The sequence below is a fragment of the Streptomyces sp. NBC_01190 genome (assembly GCF_045039895.1).
Lineage (GTDB): Bacteria > Actinomycetota > Actinomycetes > Streptomycetales > Streptomycetaceae > Actinacidiphila.
In genome coordinates this window covers 6,025,960-6,038,713 of sequence record NZ_CP108580.1, presented here as the reverse complement: position 1 = coordinate 6,038,713, position 12,754 = coordinate 6,025,960, and the positions used below count along the sequence as shown (strand labels likewise).

11 protein-coding genes are annotated in these 12,754 nt (G+C 72.5%); 3 read left to right on the top strand and 8 right to left on the bottom strand.

Annotated features, from left to right (window positions below; genetic code table 11):
* Positions 1-186: 186 nt before the first annotated feature.
* From ligA to mnmA, 6 genes are all read right to left on the bottom strand, one after another.
* Positions 187-2,403 (bottom strand): NAD-dependent DNA ligase LigA, encoded by a 2,217-nt coding sequence (gene ligA / locus OG519_RS25455; RefSeq protein ID WP_405588295.1) that lies wholly within the window; start codon positions 2,401-2,403, stop codon positions 187-189.
* 80 nt (positions 2,404-2,483) lie between these two features.
* Positions 2,484-3,494 carry a methionine synthase gene (locus OG519_RS25450; RefSeq protein WP_405588292.1) on the bottom strand — a complete coding sequence of 337 codons (1,011 nt, stop codon included), beginning with the start codon at positions 3,492-3,494 and terminating at the stop codon, positions 2,484-2,486.
* Positions 3,495-3,531: 37 nt separating this feature from the next.
* Positions 3,532-4,746, bottom strand: a complete 1,215-nt coding sequence (locus OG519_RS25445; protein WP_405588289.1) for a hypothetical protein — start codon at positions 4,744-4,746, stop codon at positions 3,532-3,534.
* Between the two features lie 266 nt (positions 4,747-5,012).
* Complete coding sequence (locus OG519_RS25440) at positions 5,013-5,702, bottom strand: SDR family oxidoreductase (protein ID WP_405588286.1); 690 nt, start codon at positions 5,700-5,702, stop codon at positions 5,013-5,015.
* Positions 5,699-6,241 (bottom strand): TIGR00730 family Rossman fold protein, encoded by a 543-nt coding sequence (locus OG519_RS25435; protein ID WP_405588283.1) that lies wholly within the window; start codon positions 6,239-6,241, stop codon positions 5,699-5,701. The genes OG519_RS25440 and OG519_RS25435 overlap by 4 nt, the downstream gene beginning before the upstream one ends.
* Positions 6,238-7,464, bottom strand: coding sequence for a tRNA 2-thiouridine(34) synthase MnmA (gene mnmA / locus OG519_RS25430; protein WP_405592984.1), 1,227 nt, complete (start codon positions 7,462-7,464; stop codon positions 6,238-6,240). Before mnmA ends, OG519_RS25435 begins: the two co-directional genes overlap by 4 nt.
* A 259-nt stretch (positions 7,465-7,723) precedes the next feature.
* On the opposite strand from mnmA, the gene OG519_RS25425 reads away from it, so the two are divergent.
* From OG519_RS25425 to OG519_RS25415, 3 genes are all read left to right on the top strand, one after another.
* Positions 7,724-8,584 carry a thioesterase family protein gene (locus OG519_RS25425; RefSeq protein ID WP_405588280.1) on the top strand — a complete coding sequence of 287 codons (861 nt, stop codon included), beginning with the start codon at positions 7,724-7,726 and terminating at the stop codon, positions 8,582-8,584.
* A gap of 82 nt (positions 8,585-8,666) precedes the next feature.
* Positions 8,667-9,833 carry a cysteine desulfurase family protein gene (locus tag OG519_RS25420; RefSeq protein WP_405588277.1) on the top strand — a complete coding sequence of 389 codons (1,167 nt, stop codon included), beginning with the start codon at positions 8,667-8,669 and terminating at the stop codon, positions 9,831-9,833.
* Between the two features lie 153 nt (positions 9,834-9,986).
* A complete protein-coding gene (locus OG519_RS25415) occupies positions 9,987-10,391 on the top strand; it encodes a hypothetical protein (protein WP_405588274.1) in 405 nt (134 codons plus the stop codon).
* Between the two features lie 98 nt (positions 10,392-10,489).
* On the opposite strand, the gene OG519_RS25410 is transcribed toward OG519_RS25415, so the two are convergent.
* Both OG519_RS25410 and OG519_RS25405 read right to left on the bottom strand, forming a co-directional pair.
* Positions 10,490-11,578, bottom strand: coding sequence for an ABC transporter ATP-binding protein (locus OG519_RS25410; RefSeq protein WP_405592982.1), 1,089 nt, complete (start codon positions 11,576-11,578; stop codon positions 10,490-10,492).
* 80 nt (positions 11,579-11,658) lie between these two features.
* Positions 11,659-12,747 (bottom strand): ABC transporter ATP-binding protein, encoded by a 1,089-nt coding sequence (locus OG519_RS25405; protein ID WP_405588271.1) that lies wholly within the window; start codon positions 12,745-12,747, stop codon positions 11,659-11,661.
* Positions 12,748-12,754: the final 7 nt, after the last annotated feature.

Sequence of the window (12,754 nt, the reverse complement as noted above, 5' to 3'; positions counted from 1 at the left end):
GCCGCGTCCGGTCCCCCCCGTGATGGACCGTTCGGTCCGAAGCAAGGTTGACGCGCGGCGGGCGCGCTCCTCAACAGTAGGCCGGAAGGCGCTGCCTCGGGCACCGATCCGCTGCCATTGCCCCTATACGACAGGCGCGATCAGCATATTCTGATATCGGCTGATCGGGTGACATGTATGGGCTATTCACGCTGATTCGCCGTCGGATTCCGGGGGATTCACCGCATTCTCCCGGGCCGCGTCGGCACCTTGTTCGAGGAGTACCTCGAAGCCTTGCTCGTCCAGGACCGGGACTTTCAACTGGACGGCTTTGTCATACTTGGAACCCGGGTTGTCCCCGACGACCACAAAGTCCGTTTTCTTGGAAACCGCGCCGGTGACTTTGGCGCCGCGGCTGCCCAGTGCCTCCTTGGCGCCGTCCCTGGTATGGCCGCTGAGCGTTCCGGTCACCACCACGGTGAGTCCTTCGAGGGGGCGCGGCCCTTCGTCCGAACCCTCTTCGGTGAACTTCACGCCGGCCGCGCGCCACTTCTCGATGATCTCCCGATGCCACTCCTCGGTGAACCACTGCTTGACCGAGGCGGCGATGGTCGGCCCCACGCCGTCGACGGCGGCCAACTCCTCCTCCGCGGCGTCCCTGATCCGGTCCAGATCGCGGAATTCGCGGGCCAGCGCCTCGGCGGCGACCGGTCCGACATGACGGATCGACAGACCGGTGATGATCCTGGCCAGCGGGCGCTGCCGAGCGGCGGCGATGTTGTCGAGCATGGCCAGCGCGTTCTTCTTCGGCTCGCCCTTCTGGTTGGCGAAGAAGGTGACGATCTTCTCCTCGCCGGTCTCCGGGTCGCGCTTGGGCAGGCCGGTGTCCTGGTCGAGTACGTAGGAGCGGATCGGCAGCAGCTCGTCGATCCTCAGGGTGAAGAGGCCGCTCTCGTCCTTGAGCGGCGGTTCGGCGTCGAGCGGCTGGGTGAGCGCGGTGGCGGCCACATAGCCGAGCGCCTCGATGTCCAGACTGCGCCGCCCGGCGAGATAGAAGATCCGCTCGCGCAACTGGGCGGGGCAGCCGCGGGCGTTGGGGCAGCGCAGATCGATGTCCCCCTCCTTCATGGGCTGGAGGGGGGTGTGGCACTCGGGGCACTCGGCGGGCATCACGAACTCCCGCTCGCTGCCGTCCCGCAGATCCGCCACCGGGCCGAGGATCTCCGGGATGACGTCACCGGCCTTGCGCAGCACCACGGTGTCGCCGATGAGGACGCCCTTCTTCTTGACGACCTCCTGGTTGTGCAGGGTGGCGAACTCCACCTCGGAGCCGGCCACCGTGACCGGCTCGACCACCGCGAACGGGGTGACCCGGCCGGTGCGGCCGACACCCACCCGGATGTCCACCAGCTTGGTGTTGACCTCCTCCGGCGCGTATTTCCAGGCGATCGCCCAGCGCGGCGCCCGGGAGGTGGAACCGAGCCGGCCCTGCAACGGGATCTCGTCCACCTTGACGACCACGCCGTCGATCTCGTGCTCGACGTCGTGCCGGTGTTCGCCGTAGTAGTCGATGAACTCCCGGACTTCGGCCAGGGAATCCACCCGCTTGTTGTGCCGGGCGGTGGGCAGACCCCACGCGCTCAGCAGATCGTAGGCCTGCGACTGGCGGTCGATGTCGAAGCCCCGGCGGGCGCCGAGGCCGTGCACCACCATCCGCAGCGGCCGGCTCGCGGTGATCCGCGGGTCCTTCTGCCGCAGCGAACCGGCCGCCGCGTTCCGCGGGTTGGCGAAGGGCTTGTCGCCGCCCTCCACCAGCCGGGCGTTCAGCTCCTCGAACTTGTCGCCGGGGAAGTAGACCTCGCCGCGGATCTCCACCAGTTCCGGCACCCGGTCGCCGGCCAGCCGGTCCGGGATGTCGGCGATGGTGCGGACGTTGGGCGTGATGTCCTCACCGGTCCGGCCGTCGCCGCGGGTGGCGCCGCGGGTCAGCCGGCCGTTCTCATAGGTGAGGTTGACCGCGAGCCCGTCCACCTTGAGCTCGCACAGGAAGTGGTACGGACTCCGTTCGTTGTCGGGCGGGCCCAGCTCGGCGGCCACCCGGTCCGCCCAGGTGCCCAGCTCCTCGTCGGTGAAGGCGTTGTCGAGCGAGAGCAGCCGCTCGCGGTGCTGGACGGAGGTGAACTCGGTCTCGTACGCCCCGGCGACCTTCTGGGTGGGCGAGTCGGGGGTGCGCAGCGCGGGATGATCCGCCTCCAGCGCCTCCAGCCGCCGCAGCAGCTTGTCGAAGTCCGCGTCGCTGACGACCGGTGCGTCGTTGACGTAGTAACGGAAGCGGTGCTCCTCGATCTGCTCGGCCAGGCGGGCGTGCTGCTCCCGGGCCTCGGCGGGGATCTCCGCGGGCTGTGCGTCCTCCAGGGCTGCCACGATTCCGTCCTTCCACGGTCGCTCGGTCGAGCGGCACTCACGACATCGCGCACGACGTCATTCACACATCACTCGGGCCATCACTCAGGGTTGTCGACGAGCGAGCGTGCCGCTTTCGCGCAGTGCGCCAGCGCGGCACGGGCGTAGGCCGGTGAGGCCCCCGCCAGACCGCAGGCCGGGGTGACGGCCACGGCGGACCCCAACGCCCCCGGTGCCAGTCCCAACCTGCGCCACAGCGCCCGAACACCACTGACGCTACCGGCAGGGTCCGACAATGCTGAGTCGGTGCCCGGCACGACACCGGCGAAGAGCGCGGTGCCGCCCTCGGCGGCCTCCCCGAAGGCGTCCCAGTCACGCTCGGTGAGCAGCGAGAAGTCGAAGGAGAGCCCGGCCGCGCCGGCCCGGCGCAGCAGCGCGAACGGCACGTCGGGGGCGCACGAGTGGACGACGACCGGCACCCCGGCCGCCTCGATCAGCTCCCGCAGCGTGGACTCGACCACCACCCGGTCCACCGACCGGTAGGTGCGGTAACCGCTGGCGGTCCTGACCCGGGCGGTCAGCACATCGGTGAGCGAGGGCTCGTCGAGTTGCAGCACGACGTCGGCGCCGGGCACCCGCCGGCCCACGTCCGCCAGGTGGGCGCGGACGCCCTCGGCGAGCGAGGCGGCGAGGTCGCGGCAGGCGCCCGGGTCGCGCAGCGCCGCCTCGCCATTGCGCAGTTCGACGGCGGCGGCCAGCGTCCACGGCCCGACGGCCTGCACCTTCAGCGGGCCTTCGTACCCTTGGGTGAACTCCTCCAGCGCGTCCAGGTCCTCCCCGAGCCACGCCCTGGCCCGCTTGGTCTCCCGCCCCGGCCGGTCGCCGAACCGCCAGCCGCTGGGCTCCACCCGGGCGTAGAGCTCGACCAGCATCCCGATCGTGCGGCCGATCATGTCCGCGCCGGGTCCGCGCGCGGGCAGCTCCGGCAGGAACGGGAACGCCTCGGTGGCCTCCACCGCGACCCGCGCCGCCTCCCGGGCGTCCCCGCCTGGCAGGGACCCCACTCCGGTGGCGGCGCCTTGGGGCAGTTTGAACTCGCTTCGGTTGGTCACCCGGGAAGACTACGAGACCGGCGCCGGGCCCCGCCCCTCACGGCGGACCGTTCCAGATCAGGGTGAGGTGCACGCCGTAGACCGCGGAGGCGACGGCGGCGGTGGAGAGCGTGTAGACGATGGTGCGGCGGTGGGTGCGGGTCAGCACCCGGGCCAGCGGGACGAGCAGCGGGAAGGCGGGGAGCAGAAAGCGGGCGCGGGCGATGTAGACGCCCCGGCCGAAGACGAGCAGCACCAGCAGGAAGCCGGTGAAGGAGAGCAGCGGCAGCGTCTGGCGCTGGGCCAGGCACAGTGCCCACAGCACCATGGAGGCGACCACGACCACGGTCACCACGACGTACGCCACCGGCACCGGGGCGCCGCGCGACCCGAGGAAGACCGCGCGGAAGCTGCGCAGCAGATAGCCGCCCTTGCTGAACTCGTTCCCCCACTTCTCCTGCACCACGAAGTAGCCGTCCGCGCGGTGCAGCCGCAGGCCCACCCACACCACGAACGCCAGCCAGCCGACCGGCGCGAGCAGCCCGCCGAGCGCGGGCCGCCAGGCCGGCCGCCACCACGGGACCCCCTCCCCCCTGGCGCGCACCCCTTGGACCAGGGCGAGGGCCGCGCACAGCGAGATCGCGGCGGCGATCGCGATCCCGGTCGGCCGGGTCAGTCCGGCCAGCGCGGCGAAGAGCCCGGCGAGCACCCAGCGGCGGGTGAGCGCCGCCAGCAGCGCGGCGGCGCACAGCGCGGTGAAGAGCGACTCGGTGTACGCCATGCTCTCCACCACCGCGTGCGGCAGGCACCCCCACAGCACCGCGAGGATGATCCCGGTCCTGCGCCCGTAGAGCCGGTTGCCGATCAGGAAGATCAGCCAGGCGGCGGCGAGGGAAGCGGCCATGGAGACCAGCCAGGAGGACTTGGCGAGTCCGACCGGCAGCACGAGGTCGGCGCCGCGGCACAGCGCGGGATAGAGCGGGAAGAAGGCGAGGTTGCTCGACGCGAAGTGCCAGGTGTGCGGGACGCCGTGGATGGTCCGGTCGTAGCCCCGCTCGGCGATCATCTGATACCACTGGGCGTCCCAGGAGCCGTAGAGCGCCCGGCCGGGCGATTCGCCGCGCCGTTTGGCCAGGTAGTAGAGCAGGGCGATGCCGAGGAAGCGGGCGGCGCCGTAGCCGAGCAGCGCGGGGAGGGCGAGCCGCAGGGCGGCCTCGGTACGGCCGCGCAGGTCGACGATGGTCCGTCGGGCGGCGGCATTGCCTGAGGCCATGGTCTCGGTCCGCTTCCTCGGATCGTGGTGGGGCGCGGACGACCCTACGTTCCGAATGGGACGGAAGCGGACAGCATGGCCATGTGGCGGCCGACCCGGTGGCAGATGCACACGGTCGGGTGACGGCGCGGGCCCCGGGTGGGCGCGCGCCGTGCCGTGAGCGGTCGGTACGCGTAGCAGCGGGCCTGTATTGGCGGCCTGTATCGGCGACCCGTTCAGTGGCTCGTCCGCCGGCCCGCGGCAGCAGCCCCCGTCAGCAGCCCGTATCAGTGCCCCGGTCGTACCGTCAGTTCGGTGATCACCGCGTCCCGCGGCAGGTCGAGGGCGGTCAGCAGGGTGGTCGCCACCGACTCCGGGTCGATCCAGTGGGCCGGGTCGTACGTCTTGCCCTCCTGCTGGTGCACCTTCTGCTGCATCGGAGTGGCGGTCCGGCCGGGGTAGACGGTCGTCACCCGGACGCCGTTGCCGCGCTCCTCGGCCCGCAGCGAGTCGGCGAGCGCCCGCAGGCCGTACTTGCTGGCCGCGTACGCGGACCACTCGGGGCTCGCGGACAGCCCGGCGGTGGAGTTGACCAGCACCACATGCCCGCGGGACAGCCGCAGTTGGGGCAGCAGCAGCCGGGTCAGCTCGGCCGGGCCGATCAGGTTGACGGCGAGGGTCCGCTGCCAGATCTTCGGGGTGAGGTCGCCCACCAGGCCCAGTTCGATCATGCCCGCGATGTGCAGCAGCGAGTCCAGCCGGTCCGGCGGGGACTGCTGGCCGAGCGCCCACGACAGCCGGGCCGGCTCCCCGAGGTCGCCGACCAGGGTCCGCGCGCCGGGGAAGGCCGCCGCCAGCTCCCTGGCCCGGCCGGCGTCCCTGGCCAGCAGCCAGAGCTCGTCGCCGCGCGCCAGCAGCCGGCGGGCCACCGCCGCGCCTATTCCCGAACCGGCCCCGGTGACGAGGTGGACGCTCACACCTGCTCCTTGCGGTAGTCCGTCAGATAGCCGAGGGCGGCGCGGCCGTCGTCGGCGAAGTGGACGAGTTCGGCGAGCGGCAGCGGCAGGAAGCCCTCGGCGTCCATCCGGCGGAGCTGCTGCTTGAGTCCGTCGTAGAAGCCCGCGGTGTTCAGCAGCACCACCGGCTTGTCGTGCAGGCCGTGCTTCTTGAGCTCCAGGATCTCGGTGGCCTCGTCCAGCGTGCCGAGGCCGCCGACCATGATCACGATCGCGTCGGAGCGCAGCAGCAGTTCCGCCTTGCGCCGGGCGAGGTCCTGGGCGATGACCATCTCATCGGCCCCGGGCCTGGCCAGGTCGTGCAGGAACTCCACCGAGATGCCGACGAGCCGGGCGCCGGCCTCCTGGGCGGCGTCCGCGACCACCTTCATCAGCCCGGCGTCGGAACCGCCCCACACCAGGGTGTGGCCGCCCTCGCCGATGAGCGCGCCCAACTCCGCGGCCGCCCTGGTGTACTGCTCGCCGAGGTCGGCCGCGGACAGGAACACGCAGATGTTCATACGGTCACCGGCGCCTGAGCCGGCGCCGATGCCTCAGCCGATGCCCGAGCCGGTGCCTCAGCCGATGCCTCAGCCGGCGCCTGAGTCGGCGCCGCCCGGCCGGTGGCCGCGATCGTCGCCGAGCCGACCACCCGGGTGCCGTCGTAGAGCACGACCGCCTGGCCGGGGGCGACACCGCGGACCGGTGGTCCCTCGAAGACGACGTGCAGCTCGCCGTCGCGCAGCTCGGCCGTCACCGGGACGTCCTCGCCGTGCGCCCGGAGCTGCGCGGTGTACGCGGCCGGGCCCCGCGGCGGGGCGCCGCACCAGCGGGGGCGGATCGCGGTGAGCGAGATCACGTCGAGCGCCTCGACCGGGCCGACGGTGACCGTGTTGCGCACCGGTGAGATGTCCAGCACGTAGCGGGGCTTGCCGTCGTCGGCGGGGACGCCGAGCCGCAGGCCCTTGCGCTGGCCGATGGTGAAGCCGTAGGCGCCGTCGTGGGTGCCGACGCGCTCGCCGGCCTGGTCGACGATGGCGCCCTGCTCGGTGCCGAGCCGCTTCGCGAGGAAGCCCTGGGTGTCGCCGTCGGCGATGAAGCAGATGTCGTGGCTGTCGGGCTTCCTGGCCACCGCGAGGCCGCGGCGCTCGGCCTCGGCGCGGATCTCGTCCTTGGTGGTCAGGGTGTCGCCGAGCGGGAACATCGCGTGCGCGAGCTGCCGTTCGTCGAGCACACCGAGCACATAGGACTGGTCCTTGGCGGCGTCACTGGCCCGGTGCAGTTCGCGGCGGCCGTCCCCGCCCACCACCACGGTGGCGTAGTGGCCGGTGCACACCGCGTCGAAGCCGAGGGCCAGCGCCTTGTCGAGCAGCGCGGCGAACTTGATCTTCTCGTTGCAGCGCAGGCAGGGGTTGGGGGTGCGGCCGGCCGCGTACTCGGCGACGAAGTCGTCCACCACGTCGGCGCGGAAGCGTTCCGCCAGATCCCATACGTAGTACGGGATGCCGATCACATCGGCGGCGCGGGCCGCGTCCCGGGAGTCCTCCACGGTGCAGCAGCCGCGCGCGCCGGTACGGAAACTCTGCGGGTTCGCCGACAGCGCCAAGTGCACACCGGTCACGTCGTGGCCCGCCTCGGCCGCCCGCGCCGCGGCCACGGCGGAGTCCACCCCGCCGCTCATGGCGGCCAGCACGCGCAGCCGCCGGCCCGGCTCCTCTTCCCGAGTGCCCCGGGTATCCCGAATATCGCTCACCCCCTCAGAGTAACGTCGCCGCCTCCCCCGCCCGTCGGCACTTTCCGCCCGCGAGCGGGCGGGCGGAGCGCGGGGGGAAGGCCCGGGGTACGCGAGGGGAGCTTCACGGAAGATCGGCGCAAGATCGGCGCAAGGTCGGCGGGACGTCGGCGGAAGGACGGCCACAGCTCCGGCGGAAGAGCGAGCGGCCGCCCGGCGTTCACCTTCCCGGGGCCGACAACGGAATCTACTGATGGGTAACATGGCGGACATGTCGATTGCAGCGGCCGGTGCGGCCACACGGGACCACGAGTTCGACCGGGACACCGCGGTCGTACCGCGACCGGGAGAGCCCGGCGCGTACGCCATCGACCTGTCCGAGGGCTGGACGATCATCTCCGCGCTCAACGGCGGCTATCTGCTGTCGGTGGTGGGCCGGGCGCTCGGCCAGGCACTGCCGCACCACGACCCGCTGACGATCACCGCCCACTACCTGACCGCCTCCCGCCCCGGCCCCGCGGTGATCCGCACCCAGCTCGTCCGCGGCGGCCGCACCCTGTCCAACGGACAGGCCTCGCTCTTCCAGCGGGACGACAGCGGCCAGGAGGTCGAGCGGATCAGGGTCATCGCCGCCTACGGCGACCTGGACGCCCTGTCCGCCGAGGTACGGACCGCCGCCCGGCCGCCGCGGATGCCGTCGTACGAGGAGTGCGTGAGCGGCGAGGAGGCCCCCGATGGCGGCCCGGTCTCCGGCTCCACCGCCCTGCTCGACCGGCTGGACCTGCGGATCGACCCGGCGACCGCGGGGTGGGCGATGGGCGCGCCGTCCGGGGCCGGGCGGATACGCGGCTGGCTCGGTTTCGCCGACGGCCGCGACCACGACCCGCTCTCCCTGCTCTTCGCCGCGGACGCGCTGCCCCCCACCGCCTTCGACCTCGGCCTCAAGGGCTGGACCCCCACCCTCGAACTCACCGTCCATGTGCGCTCCCGCCCGGCGCCCGGTCCGCTGCGGGTCTCGCTCACCACCCGCAATCTGGCCGGCGGCCTGATGGAGGAGGACGGCGAGGTCTGGGACAGCGCCGACCGCCTGGTCGCCCAGTCCCGGCAGCTCGCCCGCGCCCCGCGCGGCTGACACCCCGCCCACGGCCCGGGCACCGGCCGCCGCCACTCACCCGGTCGGCCGGTGCCCGGCGCGACCGTAGAATCAGGACACCATGGCCTACCTCGACCACGCCGCCACCACCCCGATGCTCCCGGAGGCGGTCCAGGCGATGACCGCGCACCTCACGGTGACCGGCAACGCCTCCGCGCTGCACGCCGCCGGGCGCCGGGCCCGGCGTACCGTCGAGGAGTCGCGGGAGGCGCTGGCCGCCGCGCTCGGCGCCCGGCCGAGCGAGATCGTCTTCACCGGCGGCGGCACCGAGTCCGACAACCTCGCGGTCAAGGGGCTCTACTGGGCCCGGCGGGCCGCGGAGCCGGGACGGACCCGGGTGCTGGCCAGCCCGGTCGAGCACCACGCGGTGCTCGACGCGGTGTACTGGCTGCACGACCACGAGGGCGCCGTCGTCGAGTGGCTGGAGGTCGACCGGCTCGGCCGGGTCCTCCCCGAGACGCTGCGGGCGGCCATCGCCCGCAACCCCGACGATGTGGCGCTGATCACGGTGATGTGGGCCAACAACGAGGTCGGCACCATCCTGCCGGTCGGCGAACTCGCCCAGGTCGCCCAGGAGTTCGAGGTACCGATGCACTCCGACGCGGTGCAGGCCTTCGGCCAGACCGAGGTGGACTTCGCCGCCAGCGGGCTGCACGCGCTCACCGTCACCGGCCACAAGATCGGCGGTCCCTACGGCGTCGGCGCGCTGCTGCTCCGGCGGACCGACACCCCCGTCCCACTGCTGCACGGCGGCGGCCAGGAGCGCAGCCGCTCCGGCACCCCGGACGTACCGGCCATCGCCGCCTTCGCCACCGCCGCCACCCTGGCGGCCGAGCGCCGCCCCGAGTTCGTCGCCGAAGTGGGCGCGCTGCGGGACGAGTTGGTCCGGGGGGTGCGGGCCGCGGTGCCGGACGCCATCCTCAACGGGGATCCCTCGCCCGAGGGGCGGCTGGCCGCCAACGCGCACTTCACCTTCCCCGGCTGCGAGGGCGACGCGCTGCTGCTCCTGCTGGACGCGCAGGGCATCGCCTGCTCCACCGGCTCCGCGTGTACGGCCGGGGTGGCGCAGCCGAGCCACGTCCTGGTCGCGATGGGCGCGCCCACCACCCACGCCCGGGCCACCCTGCGCTTCTCCCTCGGGCACACCACGACTACGGCGGAGGTCGCCGACCTGGTCCGGGCGATCGGCCCTGCGGTCACCCGGGCCCGCGCCGCGGGCCAGATCTGAGCGGGGCCCCGCCGGCCCGGTCGTGGTTCGGTCGTGGCTCGACCCCGGCTCGACCCCGACGCAGTTTGGTTGACCGTTGAACGGTTTCCGCGCCTCGTTCGTAGAGAACAGTGTGGGCCGCGCATCGGCGTGTCCCCCGAGGCGGAGGGCGTGATGCGGATGCGTACGGAGAGTCTCCAGGAGCGGCGAGCGGTGCGCGGCGCGGTGGCCGGTATCTCCCTGACACCGGAAGTCCTGTACGCCGGGGGCTCCGCCACCGGGACCCTGACGCTGGCCTCGCCCGCGGCCGAGCGGACCGTGGTGGCGGTCCGCACCACCGCTCCCGGGCTGCTGGGCGCGCCGGCCGCGCTGATCGTGCCGGCCGGCGCCCGGACCGCCACCTTCACCGTCGTCACCCGCGGCGCCGGCACCTACCGCCTGCGCGCGGAGCCGGCGGCGCTGTCCGCGCACCTCTTCCTTGATGTCCTGGACGACCTGGACGACCTGGACGACCTGGACAGCCCCGGCCGGCCCGGCGGTCCCACCGGCCCCCGCCCCAGCGGCCCGAGCGCCGCGTAGGCAGCCACAGCGCCGCGGGCCGTCAAAAAACGGGCCGGACGCGAAGAAGGGACGGACCCAAGGGCCCGCCCCTCCGTCGCGTCCGGTCAGCCCGGGGCTCACACCGCGGCGGGCTGCTCCGCCGGCCGCTGGTCCGCCGTGTTCTCCGGGTGGTGGCAGGCCACCTGGTGGCCGGGTGCCAGCGCCACCAGCGGCGGCTCCTGGGTGGCGCAGACCTCCGTCGCCTTCCAGCAGCGGGTGCGGAACCGGCAGCCGCTCGGCGGGTTCACCGGCGACGGCACATCACCGGTGAGCAGGATCCGGCCGCCCGAGGCGCCCTCGCCGCCTTCGAGCTGGGCCTTGCGCCGCTTCGGATCCGGCACCGGCACCGCGGAGAGCAGCGCGGTGGTGTACGGGTGGAAGGGCGATCGGTACAGCGCCTCGCGGTCGGAGATCTCCACGATCTTGCCGAGGTACATCACCGCGATCCGGTCCGAGACATGGCGGATGACGGACAGGTCGTGGGCGATGATCACATAGGTGAGGCCCAGCTCCACCTGGAGGTCGTCCAGCAGGTTGACCACCTGGGCCTGGATGGAGACGTCGAGCGCGGAGACCGGCTCGTCGGCGACGACCAGCTTGGGCTTGAGCGCCAGCGCCCGGGCGATGCCGATGCGCTGCCGCTGTCCGCCGGAGAACTCGTGCGGGTAGCGGTTGTAGTGCTCGGGGCTGAGGCCGACCAGTTCCAGCAGCGCCTGCACCTCCTTCTTCACCCCGTTCTCGGTGGCGACCTTCTGGAGTTTGAAGGGCGCGCCGACGATGGTGCCGATGGTGTGCCGGGGGTTCAGCGACGAGTACGGGTCCTGGAAGATCATCTGTACATCGCGCCGCATCGGCCGCATGGCGCCGGTGCCGAGGTGGGTGATGTCCCGGCCCTCGAACTCGATCCGCCCGCCGGTGGGTTCGAGCAGCCGGGTGATCAGCCGGCCCATGGTGGACTTGCCGCAGCCCGACTCGCCGACCACGCCGAGCGTCTCGCCCTTGGCCACCTCGAAGTCGATGCCGTCCACGGCCTGTACGGCGCCGGCCTGCCGCCGCAGCAGCCCCTTGGTGATCGGGAAGTGCTTGACCAGTCCGGTCACCGTGAGCAGCGCTTCGCCGGCCGGCTGCCGGGGCACCGACTGGTGCGGTACCGGCGCGGTCGGCACAGCCGCGGACTTGTCGAGCGCGGGCCGCACCGGCTCGGCCGGCTCCGCCGTTTCGTCGTTCACGCCTTCGTCCCGGCCCTTCACAGCTTCGGCTCTATCTCTTCGGTCCAGATCCGGGCCCGCTCGTCGTCGGCCAGGTGACAGGCCACCAGATGGCCCGCGCCGACCTCGCGCATCTCGGGCACGACCTCCTCGGAGGCACCGCCGTTCAGCGCCCCGTACGGGCAGCGCGGGTGGAAGGCGCAGCCGGACGGCACGTTGATCAGGCTCGGCGGGGAGCCCTTGACCGGGCTGAGCCGGTCGGCGCGCTCCCGGTCGAGCCGCGGCATGGAGCTCAGCAGACCCCAGGTGTACGGGTGCTGCGGCTCGGTGAACACGGTCTCGGCGCTGCCGTGTTCCGCGGCCCGGCCGGCGTACATCACCAGGACGTCGTCGGCGACCTCGGCCACCACACCGAGGTCGTGGGTGATCATGATGACCGCGGAGCCGAACTCCTTCTGCAGATCCCGGATCAGGTCCAGGATCTGCGCCTGCACGGTCACGTCGAGCGCGGTGGTCGGCTCGTCGGCGATGAGCAGTTCCGGGTTGTTGACCAGCGCCATCGCGATCATGGCGCGCTGCCGCATACCGCCGGAGAACTCGTGCGGGTAGCTGTCCACCCGCCGGTCCGGCTGCGGGATCCCGACCCGGCCCAGCAGGTCGACCGCGTGCTTGCGGGCGGCCTGCTTGGTGACCTGGTTGTGGATCCGGTATGCCTCGACGATCTGGTTGCCGACCGTGTAGTAGGGGTGCATCGCCGACAGCGGGTCCTGGAAGATCATCGCCATCTTCTGGCCGCGCAGCCGCCGTACCTCCTCCGGGGTGGCGGAGACCAGTTCCTGGCCGTCCAGCCAGATCTCGCCGGAGATCCGCGGCTTGGAGCGGACATGGCCGGTTCGGTGCAGGCCCATCACGGCGAGCGAGGTGACCGACTTGCCCGAGCCGGACTCGCCGACGATACCGAGGGTCTTGCCCTTCTCCACGCTGAACGACAGCCCGTTGACCGACTTGACGAGCCCGTCGTCGGTCGGGAAGTGCACCTTCAGATCGCGCACGGCGAGGAACTCGGTCGGCGCGGGACCCCGATCGATCTCCGGTGTGCCGGGAGGCTGCGCGTCGAGGGCGTCCATGGGTCGG